Origin of the sequence: Allomuricauda sp. CP2A, from assembly GCF_001683915.1 — a bacterium.
Classification (GTDB): Bacteria; Bacteroidota; Bacteroidia; order Flavobacteriales; family Flavobacteriaceae; genus Flagellimonas.
This window is the reverse complement of the sequence record NZ_LXTT01000111.1, coordinates 1-16,916: the sequence shown is the minus strand read 5'-3', so window position 1 is coordinate 16,916 and position 16,916 is coordinate 1. Positions and strand designations below refer to the sequence as shown.

The window sequence follows — 16,916 nt, the reverse complement described above, 5'->3', positions numbered from 1 at the left end:
TTATTTATTCTTGAATTATGGATGCTTGATCCAATTTTACTTCTTCCAATAAGTCGTCATAGCCAATACATCTTCCTTTTATGGCGATGCTGTCCCCTATTTCAAGTACGTGGCCAGAAATATCCAAAAGGTTTACAACCACACCATCTTCGAGCGTAATAATGTTACCGGTAATGGCAGATATTCTTCCATAAGTATGGATTACTTTATCCCCATATTTCTTGGCCATTTCTGACTGGGACATCTCCTGGGTCAATTCGTTGGCGGAAAGGATGAAGTCTACACTTTGCGCAGCAATATTTCTATGTTCAGGGTATAACGTTTTGTAAACAATGACTATTAAAACGCCTAGCAGTAAACCTATTACAAGCAACCGTGTTTTCCTATTTCCCATAATCACCAATGAGTTTAAAATCAAGCTTCACCAATACCTTTTTGGCAATTTTGTTCTCAACTATTTTGGGGATTTCAATATTGAAATCCACTGGAAGCACTATAAAGCTGCCCTTTATTGCCATAACATTATCTATTCTTTGGATTTGGACCGTAGTTTCAATCTTTTTGGCTATTCTCCTAATTTCAAGAGTACCCTTTACAACATACTCCTGTGTGGTGCTACTGGCATGGTCAATATCAAAGTCCACGATCTCTCCCTTGAACAGAGCCTTAGGGTATTGGTCCGATTCAATGTAATTTTCGTTGAAGTGTTCCTGCATCAAGGAATTCTTGAAATGGAACCCTCGCATAAGGGCCAATGATGCTATCTTATTGTTCGATGCATCAAATAGTACCGAAACAGATTCGTTTTTTGCCTTTACCGGTTCAAACAGCTTTTCGGAAGCCTCAAAAACCACCACGCCCTTTCTATCAACATACCTCTGCTGCGCATAGGTGAATCCAAGGCACAACATTCCAATTAACACACTTATTTTGATTCCGATTCTTCCCGAAAATTCCATACGTTGTTATGTTTATTTTTAATCCTCCAAAAGGCCATCCGCTATCCATTGTTCCACTAGGTCAATGGTAGCTTGGGGCATCCTTCCCGTAGGCGGCATTGCTCCTGCCTCCCCGGTCTGTTTGCTAATGGCCGCAAGCAACGAACCATTTTCTGCCCTATTTTTTACTTGGGTGTAGGTGGTAAGGGAAAAGGGTGCTCCGTTTGTCGGGGGGCTGGAATGGCAACTCAGGCAATTGTTACTTATTACAGCCTTAATATTATCGTTATAGGTTACAAATTCATTTCCATCACCATTCTGCGGACCGGTCAGATCACTTTCACTGTCATTGGAGCAGCTTAACAAAAACAAAAAGGTGAAAACAAAAACAGTTAATATATTTTTCATGGGTAATCTTTTTCTATTTCAAAGCAATCAAATCGTTGAAAGCCTCGCAATTAAACTTTGGTGAAGCGGAATTATGAGGGGTGAAAAGGAAAAATTGGGATTGAAGATTTACGGTAATCTTTAACGGGAAACTCAATCTATATTAAGAATTTTGGAACTGTTTCGCCATCGGAACTTATTGTTATCTTGTGACGGAATTGAATTGTCAAAGCCCAATGAGAAAAGACAAACTATACTTATTTACTTTTTTGTCTGTCGCCATTATTTATTTAATCGTGACCATGGTGGCCATTACCTATTTTTTGGAAGCTGCCACATACGAACTTATTGATTCGCAATTGGAATTTGGCAAAAAAGAAACCAAAACGTTTGCCACATTGGTGAGCAATGAGTTGCTGAACGGCACCCCAAAGGATACCGTTGTGGCACAGGTTCAGGAAGGTCTGCACGACACCGATCAGAACAATGTTTTTTTGAGTATCATTGATTGGTCCGGCAAAATTGTTTGCCATCCAGAGATACAAAATGTAGGGCAAAGTGCACGTTCTGAAGAATCTTTTGTTTCCTCTGTTGCCGATAATTTGACCACCACAGAGTTCTACAACTTTTTCAAGGAAGTGAATGTCTCCGAAAACCCTTCCGAAGTTACTTTTATGTATCCGATTGAAAATTCCGATTGGATTGTGGTTTCCCACATCAACCTTAAAAAACTAAGCTCCAAAACAGAACGGCTCAAGTACCAGTTTTATACTATTTTTTCCATCATTGGGCTCATTATCATCCCCACTTTTGTAATGACCACCCGCTACATTGGGGCTATTTATGAAAAGCGTCTGGAACTGCAAAAACAAAAATTGGAGGATGAGGTTTTAAATCTTTCAAAGTTGAATCGGGCCGTTGGGGATTATCAGCAAAAAGTTACGGAGCATTCGAACTCCAATGTGACCAAGAAAAGAATCTTGACACAATTGAAAAACGAACTTCTTTCCATCCCAATAGAAGAAATAGCTTATATCTATACCGAGAACTCAATAACGTATGTTGCTGGTATTGATGGGAAAAAATCGACGAGTAATTCCAGCCTTGATGAGCTGTTCTCCTATTTGGACGAAACCACATTCTTTAGAGCCAATCGTCAGTTTATCATTGCTATTTCAAGCATCAATAAGATTGTTAAGTACGGTAATAGTCAATTAAAGATATTGGTCAATCCAGGAACCAATGTTGATATTTTGATCAGCAAGAACAAAGCGGCCGAGTTTAAAAATTGGCTGAACTTGTAATGTTTTAAACACCTTGGGAAGGATAATTGTTTGCTCTCAAATTTAGCAAATAATATTTTGGAGTCTTTGGAAATAATGGAGTTATCCTTTATTTGAACTTTTATGGAAACTAAAGTTCTCAATTTAACTTTAATAATTTGATAATTATTCCAAGTTGCCCTAAATGGTAAATATCATGATGGAGCATTCCGTTTAGTACAAATCGATATTCATACATTCCATTGAAATCATTGTCATAATATTTCTCTGCCAAAAAATGGTCTTCTTTGTTCTCTAATATTGTTATAAGTTCTAATAGAGTGTCTTTATACTGTTTTAGGATTTCGCTCCATCCCACCTCAATCAAAATATCGTTGGTAAGCCAGTTTTCTTTGCTGTTGTCAGTCAAACTACCTTTACCGGTCTTAATTTTAAGTATCGTCTCCTTTCTCCATGTTGTAAGATGGGAGATAATTTCGGCTATACTATGAAGTTCTGGTAGTGGTCTTGTGAACACTTCGGTTTCATCAACCATGTCCAGCTTTTTCGAGAAGCTTTCACCAATCCAAATTTTTGCTTCCTGTATCTCTTGAAGTTGACGGATGATTTCTTGGTTTAAAACTCTCAAATTGTTATCGTTTAATTAAACTGTGACTTCTTTTATCTTATTACACCCTTATTTTTTATCATTGAGCACCAGTAGGTCACAAAATTACCATAAAGGTCTTGAAATACCGCCATAATTCCACAAGACTCCTTTTTTGGTGGTCTTACAAAGGTCACTCCACCAGTTTGTCATAATCTCTCTTGAAATCATCTGTGAAAAGGAAAAATCCGACCCGCCCTCCTGTTTGGTTCCCAACACAGACCAACTGTTTTTCGTTGGCAGCCTTGGCGAGCAACAAACCAGATTCTTTCGCTCCTGTTGGGGCAATGACCACCCATCTCTTGGATTCATTAACTTTAGTGTCTTCAAGAAGAACGAAATCCAATTTTTGGGTGAAGAAATGGATTGCCTCATCATAGCCTTTAACAACCAAAGTGATATGGGAATTGCTATTATACATTGAAATACTTTATTTGAAATTTTTGGTAATACGCAGGTATTTGGTTACATGCATAGTAGCAAGCTTTGGCTATCCCTCTGGTTTGTCTCCTGTTCATTATAAATCAACATCAAATTTATCCCTCAACCCATTTTGTCCTACCGAAGTTATCACAATGGCCCGTGAATTTTTTGTCCTTCGTAACCAATCCAATTGCAACATTTTATCAAGAAGGGCCGCTCCCAGCGAACCGGAAATATGGTATTTCCTTTCACTCCAATCCAAACAAGCTTTGGCAAAATGGCGTCTTTGCTTTTGTAGTTCGGTGAGCTCCAAACCAAAATCTTTGAAAAATTTACGGCCATTTTTGGTGACAACAAAGGTTTTGTCTTTCAACAGGATCATTTCTTGCGAAAGAAGTTTGTCAGTTATCTGCACGCCCGCTTTGCCCGCTAAATGGTCATAGCAGGTCCTGCAATATTTGATTTCATTTTTGGACGACGGTTTGTTGGATTTGGGAGGTGGTTTTTTATTTGCAAGGCTCGCCAAAGACTCCACTACATAAGCAACTTCAGGGTTTGCAAATGAATAATACCGGTGCCTGCCCTGAACATCAACTTTCACGATTTCGCCTTTGAGAAGTTTAGACAGATGGTTGCTGACGGAAGTGGCGGATAGGTTGGAAACCATTGCCAGTTCACTGGCGGTATAAGCCCTGCCATCCAACAAGTTCCACACAATTTTTGCCCTTGAAGGTTCACAAAGTAACGAAGCGGTCGAAATAAACTTGTCTTCTTCCATTGTTCAGTATCAAATGAAGTGTAAATGTAATATTTCTATTTTCTTTGTGGCACTTAAATTTTGAACTATGAAAGACATAAAGATCTTATTTGAAAACAAACCCGGTCAATTGGCGCTAATGGGTGAAATATTGGGAGACAACAAAATAAGCCTCGAGGGAGGAGGGGTTTTTAACAACGGGGAATATGCAATAGCCCATTTCTTGGTAAAAGAGGCGGATAGGGCCAAAATGGAACTTGAGAAAGTCGGTATTGAGATCAAAGAAATCAAGGATGTCATCATTCAAAAACTTAGGCAAGACATTCCCGGCCAGTTAGGGGGTTTTTGCAGAAAGTTGACAGATGCCCAGGTCAACATTTTAACGCAATACAGCGACCATTCCAATCAGTTGATCATAATTCCGGATGATTACGAAAGGGCAAAAACAGTTTCCGCAGAATGGATGAAGACTTGGTGGGACAATCAGGATTATGTGATATGAAAAGCGAGCACAAATATTCGACCAACATGAGATGGACCGGAAACAAAGGGGTGGGTACGGCAAACTATGGAGCGTATGAAAGAAGCTACGTGATTTCAATTGAAAACAAACCTGACATTTTAGGTTCGTCAGACCCGGCGTTCCTCGGGGACAATGCGAAATACAATCCAGAGGAATTACTGGTTGCCTCCTTATGCTCTTGCCATATGCTTTGGTATCTGCATTTATGCTCTCAAGCAGGGGTAATCGTTATGGATTATAGTGACAAGGCCAACGGAACAATGGTTAAATCCCCTAAGGGCAGTGGGTTTTTCACCGAAGTTATTCTAAATCCCATTGTAACGGTCAAGGAAAATTCAATGATCGAAAAAGCGAATAAATTACACAAAAAAGCAAACGAACGCTGTTTTATTGCCAATTCGGTAAATTTTAAAGTAGATCATCAACCAACTTGTTTATGCAAATAGTATGGCGACCAAACAACATACGATAGCAGTAATATTTGAAGCCGCACCGGACAATGGAAAGAAACAGGAGTATTTGGATATGGCGGCAAAACTTGGAGCAGAATTGGAAAAAATCAAGGGATTTATCTCCATTGAAAGATTTCAAAGCATTTACAATCCCGAAAAGATTTTATCCCTGTCCTTTTGGGAAAATGAGAAAGCAGTAAAACAATGGCGAAATCTAGATGCTCACCGAAAGGCACAAGCCATGGGCAGGGAATCAATTTTCCAGGATTACCACATCAGAATTGCACAGGTAATCAGGGATTACGGGATACATAAGCGAGAAGAAGCTCCGTCCGACAGCAAATCCTTCCATTCAGGGTGGCCAGATCGGTAAAAATGATGGTTTACTTCAACCTACAACAATTTAGACCGGAGTGAAAACAACAAGCAAACGTAGAAACCAAAAAAATGAATTCAATCGAAACTATCATATTGAACTTTTCCGAAATCAGAAGAAGGAGTATCAAGTTGTGGAGTGGAATCCCAGATCAATATCTGAATTGGAAGCCTGATGAAGAAGCGTTTTCAATAATCGAAATGATACGACATGTTTTGGAGGGCGAGCACCTTTACCATAAAATAATTGAAAATCGGGGAAATTTAGGAGATTATCAATCTCCATGGAATGGATTGGAATATTCCGACCTAAAAAAAGAACTGGACTTTGCCGAAAAATATCGAGGTGATTTTCTCAACATGATTCAAGGCTTGAAAGCATCTGACTTAAATCATGTCAGAATTGAAAGAAAGGAAGTTGGACAAAGCAAAACCCTCGGGGATTACCTGAACCGCATTGCCTACCACGAATCCGTACATGCCGGACAAATGTTGGACTATTTAAGAACGGCCAAAATTGAAAGAGCTAATATATGGGACTGAATTCTTGATGTTTTTCGTGGTATGATGCATCATCGTTTATTTGAACTTATCTGAATTATTTCAATTAATTTTTTGAATCCCTAGTACACTAATTGTAAATGCTGAATTGCTATATTCTCTCACCCCACAATAGGTGACGTATTGGTGACCACATCCTTTACAGGTAACTTTATCAAAAACTGGAAACCCACCATCATGCGCTTTTTCAGAAAGTCCGATTCCATAGTGCGTTTTTAACTTAGTCACTTCAACTTTTGAAATTTTGTCTGATTCTCCATTCCAATTATATTTTATTTGGCGCTGAAAATCAATTTTGAGAACTACTCCACAACTAGAACAATCAAAGTCATAGGTTTTAATCTCATCCGTTCTCCCACTAATAAAATCAGGTTCGGATTGATAACTCGGTTCCTTAATTTCTTCAAGCAGTTTCATAGTTTTTTTGAACTTTTATTTAATCCTCAGAATCCTCAACATTATTTTCCTTAGCGGTAAACAAGCTCGAAATCCTTTTATAGTTGGTTAATATTATAAGTCCTATTAAAACATTTAAACCAGAAATCACCCACCAATTATAGTCTAATTGTTGGTCGAGCATCAGGCTATCAGTTTCATCAAGTCCGTTTGCCGAAATCTGCTTTTTGAATAGCAAATAACAGTAGTTTAAAAATTGGGCAATGTTATCTGCAATCATTAACAGTCCGATTAAAATCAACCCAAGTTTTAAAAGCCCCTCTTCGTTTAAATTGGAGGCATCAATACTGTCGGTATCAAAACCTTTTTCAAGGCGAAACAATTTTATTATCCTGTCCGTTCCAAACAATAAGAGGAAAGCAATAACTCCAGTAATTAACAAGTAAACCAAACTTACGATCAAACTGAAGGAATAAAAACCACCTGAAAATGAAATATTTGGAATCAAACGAAAGAGAGCTTCAATAAAACAATAAATCCCAAAAGTTTTAATGATGGCCCTGAATAGGTCAGTTTTGGTCATTGGTTGGTTATATGATTAGTTTAAATGTAGGAAATTTCTATTAATCAAAAATTGGGTTTTCGGTGAAAGGGAAGTAAAACAGTCAATCGGGTTTGATTTTCTTCTTGTGCTTTTTGCAATAAGCTTTACCCAAAGCTTGCTTCTTGTCCCAAAACAGATTTCCACATTCCATACACTTTCTTCTGCCTTGGTATGCCAAATATTTATAGAGGGTCTTTTTAGAACCAACATCAATGAGTTTCATGATCTCCTCAATGCTCAGTTTGTTGTCCCTATAGTACCGTTCCGCCAACATTGCTTTGTTTAATGCCTGTTTACTGAGACCAGGCTTCCTACCGATTTTCAAACCACGTCTTCTTGAGCTTTCCAATCCTGCCCGTGTACGTTCAATGATAATATCTCGTTCCAATTGTGCAACGGAAGCGAAAAGGTTGAAGATGAACCTTCCGTGAGGGGAAGTGGTATCAATGAAATTTTCCTGAATGCTTTTGAATTGGATTCCCTTTTTCTCGAAGTCCTCGATTAATTTGGTCAAGTGTGAAAGGCTTCTGGCGATTCGGTCCAGTTTCCAGACCACAAGGGTATCACCTTCACGTAAAATGGATAAAAGTTCATCGAGTCCCTTTCGTTCAGCTTTTGCTCCTGATGAAATATCGGCATAGATGTTCTTGGGTTTGATTCCTTCCTTTAGAAAGGCATCCACCTGCAAATCGTGTTTCTGTGATTTTGTGCTCACTCTTGCATAACCGAACTACATCTTAGGGGTAAAAAAGGGTCTAAATGGTAAACCAATTAAGTGTACGGAAAAAGTAAACTCCTTAGAATCAGTAGACTCGATTTCTAATGAAAGTTCAATAAAACGGTACCTTAAAAAAAACCTGACTTAAAATGGAAAACGATATAAAAGCAAACGCAACGAAGTGAAGTGCTGCAAGCCCCAAATCTTGCCAAACTAACCTTACTGAGCGAGGCAATTCTATCTGTCAATGGAAAACCTTTGAGAAAATCCAAAGGCTTGTTTGAATCACGTTTATATCGCTCCAACCTCCCCTCCGTTTATTTAAAGCTTAAGATTGCTTTTCCATAGGTCCAATTTTGTTTTTTCGTCAAATTGCGTCAATTTTTTCGTCAAAAATTCGCAGTGTTTCTAGGGCTTCCCAAAGGATTTACTGTAGATTTCGGAAAAGTCTACTGTAGACCTAGATTTTGCACAGTATTCCAAAATCATTTTAATTAACTGGTTTTCAACATGTTGAAAGCCCGAAAACAACCGTGATGGCGCAATTTGCGCATCACCCTCTTGCTATTCGTTTTTTCACGCGAGCGTGAAAACCCAAATACCTTTCTTTGGTGTATAGAGTATCAATTAACCAAGTGGTGGTTGTTTCCTTGGAGCTGTTAATTGAACTTGTCTTTCCGAACACCACAAAAAGCCGATAAGAACCAAGCGCAAAAGTTGAAGGTAAGGACTTGGAACAAAATATATAATGTACGGTTATGAATAATTCTTTTAGACCAAATGATTTTTAAAACTCCAAAGTGATTAGACTTTAATTTGAAAATTAAAAATTTATTACACTATCCAATGCCTCATCAGCTTCCTTATGGATAAAATTCGCTTGATAGTTCAAAGTAGTTTTTAAATCGCTGTGGCGATAGAGTTTTTGAAGCATTAAGGGATGAATCTTGTCTCCGGCAATATTCCCAAAAGTGTGACGTGCAATATGATTTGAAAGAGGTTTGTCTATTTCGCAAAGTCTAGCGATTCTTCGAAGGTATTTATTGAAAAGCTTTGTAGCATTTCTTGTTTTTACAAAAACCGCTTTGGTGTCTTTGGGAATGACATCCTTTAGAAAGGGAAACACATAGCCATTATTCAATTCTTTGTCATTCGTATATAAATGCAAAAAACGGGCATAGTATACCACCTTCGGCGGGTCAAACTGAGCCACCCGCGGCGGACCAAAGTGAGCATAGTGGGGCGGATGAAAGTGAGCCACTAAAAAGATCGATTCTATTTGAGTGTTGCGATGGTTTCTTTTGTAAAAAAGACCATGGCGAACAAACAGATAGATATGCGCAAGGCAAAAAGGATTTACAAATTGTACGGCGAGGGGGCCAGCAAGCGACGCATCAGCAAGGAACTTGGCATCTCCCGCAACACGGTGGCCAAGTACATCGAGTTCTTCAAGTGCTACAGGCTGACGCCCTACGAGGTCTCGGAGATGACCCTGGAGGAGATCCACAGGCTCTTCAAGGCGGACCAAAAGCCCAAGAGCGAACAGCTGAGGACCTTAGAGCGGTACTTCCCTTATTTTGACAAGGAACTCCGCAAAACGGGTGTCACGCGACAGTTGCTCTGGGAAGAGTATCATGCGAAGCACCCGGACGGGTTCAAGCTCTCCCAGTTCAGGTACTGGTACCGTGAATGGACAAAAGAGACATCGCCAGTGATGCACTTCACCCATAAGGCGGGCGACAAGCTCTTCATCGATTTTACGGGTAAAAAGCTCCATATAACGGACAAATATACGGGAGAGATCCAGGAACTCGAGGTATACCTGTGCGTGTTGGGCAGCAGCCATTATACCTACGTGGAGGCCTGTCGGAGCCAGAAACTTGAGGACTTCATGCGATGTACCGAGAACGCACTGTGGTTCTATGGCGGGGTCCCCCGTGCCCTGGTGACCGACAACCTGAAGTCCGCAGTTACCAAGAGCAGCAGTTACGAGCCGAAGGTCAACGAGGCCTTTGCCGATTTTGCGGAGCATTACGATACCGCCGTGCTGCCGACAAGGGCCTACAGGCCAAGGGACAAGGCCATCGTGGAGAACGCGGTGCGCATTGTCTATACCAGGGTGTTCGCCCCTTTGCGCAACACCACCTTCCACAGTGTGGACGAGATCAACAGGGCCATCCTGGAACTGCTAAAGACCCATAACAATATTTCCTTCAGGGGAAGGGAATACTCCAGGTGTTCCCTCTTCCGGGAAGTGGAGGTGCCGGAGCTCGGTCCCCTTCCCTTGAAACGTTATGAGATAAGATCTTATGCAAAGGGCACGGTCCACAAGAACAGCCATATCTACCTTGGCAGGGACAAGCACTACTACAGTGTTCCCTACAGGCACATCGGCAAACAGGTGAAGATCGTCTACACGGACAGCTTCGTGGAGATATACCACAGGCACGAACGTTTGGCCGTCCATGAAAGGAAGCGGCAACGCTACGGCTATACCACCGCGGCGGAACATATGCCCTCCCACCACAGGTTCGTCAGCGAATGGAGCAGTGAGAAGTTCATCTCCTGGGCCGCCCACATCGGCGAGAACTGCAAGGGGTACATCATCGGGATACTCGACAAGAAACAACATCCGGAACAATCCTATAAGTCCTGCATGGGCATACTGCACCTGGCCAAGAAGGTCGGCGACCAACGGCTGGACAATGCCTGCAGGCGGGCATCTGACTATGGGGCCTATAATTACAGCATGGTGGAGCGGATACTGAAAAAAGGGTGGGACACCCTGGAGGACGACCCGGAGGATACCTCCGAGGTCCCGGACCACGATAACATCAGGGGAGGAAACTATTATAAATGACAAACATTAAAACAGACAACATGAACACAAAGACATTGGAACAGATGAAACAGCTCAGGCTCCACGGGATGCTCAGGGCCTTTGGAACCAGCCTCTCGCCCGAGAGCATGGACTATACCAACGATGAACTGGTGGCCTATCTGGTACAGTCCGAATGGGACGATAGGCACAACCGCAAGATCGAGCGCCTGACAAAGGCCGCAAGGTTCAGGTACGGCGCCGTTATGGAGGCCATCGATTACGGCCCTGGAAGGAACATCGACAGGAACAGGATACAACGCTACGCCTCCTGTGGATTTATACACAAGGGTGAAAATATGCTCATTACCGGGAGCACCGGGGTGGGCAAGAGCTATCTGGCCTCGGCCATTGGGCACCAGGCCTGCTCAATGGGGTACAGGACCATGTACTTCAACACGGCCAAGCTCTTTACCCTGCTCAAAACCTCAAAGGCGGACGGGTCCTTTCTAAAATTCATTGGAAAACTTGAAAAACAGGACCTGCTCATACTGGATGACTTTGGCCTAAAACCATTGGACAACATCAACAGGCACTCTTTGATGGAGATCATAGAGGACAGGCACGGCAAAAAGTCCACTATTATAGCCTCACAACTGCCCGTGGAGGCATGGCACGATGTCATCGGTGAAAAAACAATCGCTGACGCCATCCTTGACCGTCTGGTGCACTCAGCGCACAGGGTGGACATTAAAGGGGAATCTATGAGGAAAAAAATTAAAAATAAACATTAACTTCACCACCAAAATGAGTCGATCTCGTGCACTTGATTTGCACTGCTCACTTTCATCCGCCGCAGGTGGTATACATTGACCGCCCTATCCAGCTAGGGCCGCAACCAATGTTCAAATGGATGGCTATTTTCCTTCTGGCCGCACTGAACTCCAACTGTAACAATGGTGATGGTGGTATTCCACCTGAACCAACCCTACAGGAACTGGTGACCACAACAGGAAGATGGTATATTGATTTCATTGAAAATGAAGTGATGGACGATTGCTATAAAACCTCCTATTTTGAATTTGACGGGGATATCATCACCGAACAGTGGTTTTATACCGATGATACTGATGACTGCGCTCCCGGGTTCTCCGAAACGAATGCCATCGAATGGACGAACGACACCACTTTTAGGGTGCTTGATGATGACTACCCCTATGATATCAGCATCAAAACGATAACCGAGACCCAGATTGAAGCGGATTTGTACTCCGTGGTCAATGAAGAGATTTCGGAAATTATCCTTGATAAAAACCCTGGTGAAGATTAAAGGGAAAGACCCATATGTCTGATATCCAATGGTAAGGGCCGAATGGCCATACAGGACGATCTTATACAAACAGTATTGAACCTAAAATGAACAGTTAATAAATTAACCATTAAAGTATTAAGTATCCTTGGTATTTCTTTGACAGTGATGCTAATGGAGGCCTGTGGAAATTCGGTAAAGAAGGAAAAGGAAAGTTCCAAAAACCCAGAAACGCAGCTGCAAATGGAAAAGGACAAAAATATGGACCTTGACCAAAAGGGGGATTAAACACACTAATATGCCCCGAGTGAAGATTGCAAACTGAGCATGGACCAATTGGCGGAGGCTTTGGGCTATGAGCAAGGCCATGTGAAAGAACAGAGCAATTTCCAAGGCAATTGTTGGTACAAGGTGACCCACCCTGATGGCTTCACGGTCAACTATGGGATAAGTTTGGAAAAATGGGGCGACAAAGAAATTGTGTCGGATCAAATAAAAAGTGGGTAGAATAATGAGTTGATTGAAGTCCGGATAAGTGAATCTAGGGACACCTATTTAAAAAAACTGTCCGCCTTTTTATTGCAAATCCATAAGAGTTGGACAAAGATAATGGTACTGACCCAAAATTTACTGAAAGATAGGGTTTGTTTTTTTAGCAATCCTTCCTTACGCACAGTGACCTGTATCTTCACCAATGGTCAAGGTGATGTAGCCGCATTTTCCTTTTGATAATGCTCCACAGCAAAGAATACGAGCTTGTCCATTCCAGCCCCAATATCAAGTCCTATTCAGCCTAGGGGTAGATAGATTGTTTATTTCGATTATAAAGTGAGCCAATTTTGGTTTCGGGAGATCCCTATAGTCATTTACGAATAAGTTGATGCGCCAGTTCTTTCCAAAGCTGATTTTGTCTAGAAGAATACTATGGGCCGGACTTCCCCGTTAGTTTAATATGGCGTTGAAAAATAGATCACTATTGCGAGGGATCGGCTTACCCCTGATATTATCGATCCTTGTCATTGGATGTTCCACTGATGGGGAATCTGGGTCAATGGAAGATAATCTTCCCGACGGAACAGATGTTTTCACAAAACCGAAAGGCCGTCGGGGAGTCGGCCTCGGATTTGTTGGACGGCACAAATTTCACCGAGCTTTTCATAGAAATATTCTTTTGGTTCCATCCCTTTGGACTTTTATAAGTTGTTTTGCTGTTCATCACAAAGAGTCGTATGGGAAGACCAATTTGGAATCCGACCGATCCGTAACCACTTGAGCTTTCCATGGTTTCCACATAACTGATATCAAGTTTTCCAAACTGGGATACCCCATGTCCATTGTCACTTCATTTTTGTTGTAACATCTTGTTTCTGTAAGCTTAAATCGTTCGATACATTCTAAAGATTTTGAACAAAACCCAGCAGAACAAATGGAGTGATTAAATAACCTATGTTAAGAAATCTGTCTTCGTATGCAACTTAAACCTTAAGGGGTGATTAGTTAAATACAGTACCGGATTTTTCCTTTGGCTCTTCAAATTTGCGAAGATAGATGTATCTAGACCCTTTGTGCCATTCCCTAAGTAAGTCTTCCTTGGTCATTTTTGGGTCTATTTGGCTCTTATGGCATTTAAAGGATTGATAGGCTTTCTCCATATCTTCCTCCGAAAAGGCTATCTTGGTTTTCAAGTACTTTTCAGCAACTCCATAGTAAATCCTTTCTTCTGGATGTTCAATGTCATTGAACTGAATTCCGCAATAATATAGGGACATTGGTTTTTTCCAATCCTTTGACAAGAATACTTGTGTTACAGAGGCTCCAACAAGACGGTGGTCCATGTGGTTGGTCCAGCCATCGGGTCCCCAAGTAATCAAAACATCTGGTTCCACTTTTTCAAAAATGGCATTGAGGTCCTCTATGATTCCACGGGCTTGGGATAAATGTCCGTCGAATCCCTCTGCGGCCTTTAATTGATCATGGTATTTTAGATGGATCAACTCGGCACCTAAAGTAGCGGCGGAACATTTCAATTCTTCCCTTCTGACAGCCGCTAATTCTTCATCCTCGATAAAATTGTTGAATTCATTGGAGCCATATCTCCCGTCAGTTACCGTCAATAAATGAACTTGGGCACCTTCCCTTGAATATTTGGCAAGTATGGGAGCAATGGTCCCTTCATCATCAGGATGGGAAAAGACAGCTAGTAATACTTTGCCTTCCAAAGTTTTTTGACTATGTACATTGAATTGCAACAACATCGCAATTAGTGGCAATGCCATTCTGAAGGCTCGGTCGAATAAAATCAAGAAATTACTTTTTTTCATTCCAGTAGTATTTGAATCATAATTACTTCATTCACTCTCAACAAGAGAATTTTTTATATCAAGTGACTAAATATAATGAATTGATATCCGGCCTTACCAATTCGTTGTCGACAATAATAAGTTATAATAAGTATTAAGTGAGAAACGAAAAGTTGAATCGATGAATAGGTGCTAGAATTGTGTTGTCATATGTATAGACCCATAGTTTTATAAGGAATTTTTTTAATAAAGAAGGTACTATGATGCTCAAATTAATATTTTTATTCTCAGCCCTTTTTTTTGGATCGAAGGATACTAGCTCAATTGAGTTGAAAACCCGTGATGCCATTGTTTGGCATCCAAAACAAGAATTTAAGGGCCAAGTGCATGGGATATATCTTAATGAAATCATTGTACATCAGAACAACAAATATTTCTTGGCTGGTGTGGATGACAAGGGTGGATTCAAGTTTGAACTTTGTTTGACCGATAAGGAAACCAAAATTTGGGCCGAAGTACCAGGGCATCCACCAGTTGTTTCAGATACGGTTCAATATACGTTGGGATATGACCCGATACCCATAGTCAAACCTTATCCTGTTCGGGATGGGGAGAAAATTACTTTGCATGCCGATATTGTGGAAAACCCTTACGGTGAACCGATAAAATTTCATTGGGCGCCCGATTCTTCCAATCCTGCTCTGACTGACTTTTCTTTTGATAAGGATTCGTTGCCTGTGGTTGAAATACCCGCAGAAGTCGGAATGTACCGCTTTAACTTGATCGGCACCACGGAAAATGACTCCATTTTTCTACAGACCTATGTAAAACGTGACAATCAAGGTGTCCATGCATTCAATATGGATGAGGATAGCCCCCAATGGATGGATGATGCCATCCTGTACCAAATCACACCTTATTCCTTTGTTAAGGATGGAACTTTTAATGACATAAGAAAGAAATTACATGAATTAAAGGAGTTTGGAGTGAATACCATTATGATTCAACCCATCTACAGGACATTTAAGGGGTATCAAGGGTATGACGTAATTGACTATATGCAGCTCAACCCAAATTTTGGGACAAGGGAAGAATTGCATTCATTGATAAAAAAGGCAAAAAAATTAAAAATCAGGATACTATTTGATCTGGTCATTAACCATAGTTCCATCCACCACCCATATGCCAAGGATTTAGTCAAAAATGGGGATAAATCCCATTATCATGATTTTTATCAGCATGAGGTGAACGATGGAAAACCGTACTCATCCTTATATAATAAGGATGAATTTGGATTTGTCAATTATTTTTGGAAGGATCTGGTGAATTTAAATTATGGCAATGAAGAGGTTCAACGATGGATGCTTGAGGTTTGCAAGTATTGGCTCAATGAATTTGATATCGATGGGTATCGTTTCGATGCCATTTGGGGGGTCAATGCACGAAACCCTTCGTTTGGAAAGAGGTTGAGGACCGAATTGAAGAGCATTAAACCCGACTTTCTTTTTTTGGCTGAAGATAAAGGTTCGTCCCCAGCGGTATATGAACTTGGGTTTGATGCAGCTTATGATTGGACAAAGGACAAGGAATGGGTTTCCCAGTGGTCCTGGGAGTATGAATACGATGAAAGATCAAGTAAAACTATTTTTAACCACCCTAAGGTCCATAAACGGGCAGGGTTGTTGGGAAAGGCCCTTTTCAAATCCGGGGGGAACCCATATCGGAAATTGCATTATCTGGAAAATAACGATTTGCCAAGATTCATTGTCGGCCATGGCCTGGAGCGTACTAAAATGGCCGCAACCCTACTTTTTTCCTTACCGGGAATACCAATGATTTACAACGGGCAAGAAATTGGATTTGAAAACCACCCATATTCAGACAAAGCTATTTTCGCAAAAGAAAAAAGTATTCAAGAGCAATCTAAGCATGGCCTATTTGAGCATTATAAAAAACTGATAAGGCTGCACAAGGCATATCCCGCCCTACGAGGTAATTTGATGGATGAGGTAAGGGTTTTTCCAAAAAGTAAAATCACTGCGTTTGTTCGCAAAGAGGGCGGACAAATAATCCTTGTTCTTGTAAATTTGGATGGTCTTTCCCAAACCGCTGCGCTGGATCCGATGAAATCCATTTCCCCGGAAGCCCCGATGGATTCATTGCATTTTAGGGATTTGCTGTCCAATGAAGTTTTTTCTATGGAACCACATTCCCCTAAAGATGACCTGTCAATTCCAATGCAAGGGTATTCTGTTCGCTTACTTTTAATGGAACGCGGTGTGAATTGATCACAGAAACCATTGGCACTCCTATTTTACAAGGCGTTTCAACCTGAATTCCACAATGTCATAACCCTGGGACAAGATTTAATTACTATTAGACAAGAAAAGAAATATGAATCTATAAAAAAGACCCTAGTTTCGATT

General features: G+C 41.0%; 19 protein-coding genes and 2 pseudogenes. 10 read left to right on the top strand and 11 right to left on the bottom strand.

Annotation, left to right across the window (positions count from 1 at the left end; translation table 11 throughout):
- Positions 1-4 precede the first annotated feature (4 nt).
- Genes A7D14_RS13255 through A7D14_RS13245 form a run of 3 tightly spaced genes read right to left on the bottom strand, consistent with a single transcriptional unit; the run spans position 5 to position 1,346 of the window.
- Positions 5-394, bottom strand: coding sequence for a hypothetical protein (locus A7D14_RS13255; RefSeq protein WP_067035451.1), 390 nt, complete (start codon positions 392-394; stop codon positions 5-7).
- On the bottom strand, positions 384-959 hold the full coding sequence (locus tag A7D14_RS13250) for a YceI family protein (protein ID WP_067035448.1): 576 nt from the start codon (positions 957-959) through the stop codon (positions 384-386). Before A7D14_RS13250 ends, A7D14_RS13255 begins: the two co-directional genes overlap by 11 nt.
- 18 nt (positions 960-977) lie before the next feature.
- The gene (locus A7D14_RS13245; protein ID WP_067035445.1) at positions 978-1,346 is read right to left on the bottom strand and encodes a hypothetical protein; all 369 of its coding nucleotides are present in this window, start codon (positions 1,344-1,346) and stop codon (positions 978-980) included.
- Positions 1,347-1,561: 215 nt separating this feature from the next.
- Between A7D14_RS13245 and A7D14_RS13240 the strand changes: the two genes are divergently transcribed.
- Positions 1,562-2,629 (top strand): LytR/AlgR family response regulator transcription factor, encoded by a 1,068-nt coding sequence (locus A7D14_RS13240; protein ID WP_067035442.1) that lies wholly within the window; start codon positions 1,562-1,564, stop codon positions 2,627-2,629.
- A gap of 118 nt (positions 2,630-2,747) precedes the next feature.
- On the opposite strand, the gene A7D14_RS13235 is transcribed toward A7D14_RS13240, so the two are convergent.
- The 3 genes from A7D14_RS13235 to A7D14_RS13225 all read right to left on the bottom strand — a co-directional run bounded on the left by A7D14_RS13235 (position 2,748) and on the right by A7D14_RS13225 (position 4,455).
- Positions 2,748-3,236: a DinB family protein gene (locus A7D14_RS13235; RefSeq protein WP_067035439.1), complete on the bottom strand. Its 489-nt coding sequence runs from the start codon at positions 3,234-3,236 to the stop codon at positions 2,748-2,750.
- Between the two features lie 151 nt (positions 3,237-3,387).
- The gene (locus A7D14_RS13230) at positions 3,388-3,675 is read right to left on the bottom strand and encodes a VOC family protein (RefSeq protein ID WP_218058537.1); all 288 of its coding nucleotides are present in this window, start codon (positions 3,673-3,675) and stop codon (positions 3,388-3,390) included.
- A gap of 96 nt (positions 3,676-3,771) precedes the next feature.
- A complete protein-coding gene (locus tag A7D14_RS13225; protein ID WP_067035436.1) occupies positions 3,772-4,455 on the bottom strand; it encodes an ArsR/SmtB family transcription factor in 684 nt (227 codons plus the stop codon).
- A 67-nt stretch (positions 4,456-4,522) separates the two neighbouring features.
- On the opposite strand from A7D14_RS13225, the gene A7D14_RS13220 reads away from it, so the two are divergent.
- From A7D14_RS13220 to A7D14_RS13205, 4 genes are all read left to right on the top strand, one after another.
- Positions 4,523-4,936 carry an amino acid-binding ACT domain-containing protein gene (locus tag A7D14_RS13220; RefSeq protein ID WP_067035432.1) on the top strand — a complete coding sequence of 138 codons (414 nt, stop codon included), beginning with the start codon at positions 4,523-4,525 and terminating at the stop codon, positions 4,934-4,936.
- The gene (locus tag A7D14_RS13215) at positions 4,933-5,403 is read left to right on the top strand and encodes an OsmC family protein (RefSeq protein WP_067035429.1); all 471 of its coding nucleotides are present in this window, start codon (positions 4,933-4,935) and stop codon (positions 5,401-5,403) included. Before A7D14_RS13220 ends, A7D14_RS13215 begins: the two co-directional genes overlap by 4 nt.
- 1 nt (position 5,404) lies before the next feature.
- Positions 5,405-5,782, top strand: a complete 378-nt coding sequence (locus A7D14_RS13210; RefSeq protein WP_067035426.1) for an antibiotic biosynthesis monooxygenase family protein — start codon at positions 5,405-5,407, stop codon at positions 5,780-5,782.
- Positions 5,783-5,856: 74 nt separating this feature from the next.
- Complete coding sequence (locus A7D14_RS13205; RefSeq protein WP_067035422.1) at positions 5,857-6,327, top strand: DinB family protein; 471 nt, start codon at positions 5,857-5,859, stop codon at positions 6,325-6,327.
- 60 nt (positions 6,328-6,387) lie between these two features.
- Here A7D14_RS13205 and A7D14_RS13200 read toward each other — a convergent pair whose 3' ends face one another.
- From A7D14_RS13200 to A7D14_RS13185, 4 genes and pseudogenes are all read right to left on the bottom strand, one after another.
- Positions 6,388-6,762 (bottom strand): hypothetical protein, encoded by a 375-nt coding sequence (locus A7D14_RS13200; RefSeq protein ID WP_067035419.1) that lies wholly within the window; start codon positions 6,760-6,762, stop codon positions 6,388-6,390.
- Between the two features lie 19 nt (positions 6,763-6,781).
- Positions 6,782-7,324, bottom strand: a complete 543-nt coding sequence (locus A7D14_RS13195) for a hypothetical protein (RefSeq protein ID WP_067035416.1) — start codon at positions 7,322-7,324, stop codon at positions 6,782-6,784.
- Between the two features lie 82 nt (positions 7,325-7,406).
- Positions 7,407-8,063, bottom strand: a pseudogene (locus A7D14_RS13190) (recombinase family protein); the annotation flags it as partial.
- Between the two features lie 823 nt (positions 8,064-8,886).
- A pseudogene (locus A7D14_RS13185) lies at positions 8,887-9,222 on the bottom strand (tyrosine-type recombinase/integrase); the annotation flags it as partial.
- A gap of 177 nt (positions 9,223-9,399) precedes the next feature.
- On the opposite strand from A7D14_RS13185, the gene istA reads away from it, so the two are divergent.
- From istA to A7D14_RS13165, 4 genes are all read left to right on the top strand, one after another.
- Positions 9,400-10,923 (top strand): IS21 family transposase, encoded by a 1,524-nt coding sequence (gene istA, locus A7D14_RS13180; protein ID WP_255307459.1) that lies wholly within the window; start codon positions 9,400-9,402, stop codon positions 10,921-10,923.
- 20 nt (positions 10,924-10,943) lie between these two features.
- Complete coding sequence (gene istB, locus A7D14_RS13175; protein WP_067035481.1) at positions 10,944-11,675, top strand: IS21-like element helper ATPase IstB; 732 nt, start codon at positions 10,944-10,946, stop codon at positions 11,673-11,675.
- A 119-nt stretch (positions 11,676-11,794) separates the two neighbouring features.
- Positions 11,795-12,211 carry a lipocalin family protein gene (locus tag A7D14_RS13170; protein WP_176712421.1) on the top strand — a complete coding sequence of 139 codons (417 nt, stop codon included), beginning with the start codon at positions 11,795-11,797 and terminating at the stop codon, positions 12,209-12,211.
- Positions 12,212-12,517: 306 nt separating this feature from the next.
- Positions 12,518-12,697, top strand: a complete 180-nt coding sequence (locus A7D14_RS13165; RefSeq protein ID WP_067035405.1) for a hypothetical protein — start codon at positions 12,518-12,520, stop codon at positions 12,695-12,697.
- 986 nt (positions 12,698-13,683) lie between these two features.
- Here A7D14_RS13165 and A7D14_RS13160 read toward each other — a convergent pair.
- The gene (locus A7D14_RS13160) at positions 13,684-14,511 is read right to left on the bottom strand and encodes a PIG-L deacetylase family protein (RefSeq protein WP_083158098.1); all 828 of its coding nucleotides are present in this window, start codon (positions 14,509-14,511) and stop codon (positions 13,684-13,686) included.
- A gap of 308 nt (positions 14,512-14,819) precedes the next feature.
- On the opposite strand from A7D14_RS13160, the gene A7D14_RS13155 reads away from it, so the two are divergent.
- Complete coding sequence (locus A7D14_RS13155; RefSeq protein ID WP_176712420.1) at positions 14,820-16,778, top strand: alpha-amylase family glycosyl hydrolase; 1,959 nt, start codon at positions 14,820-14,822, stop codon at positions 16,776-16,778.
- The last annotated feature ends 138 nt before the right edge of the window (positions 16,779-16,916 follow it).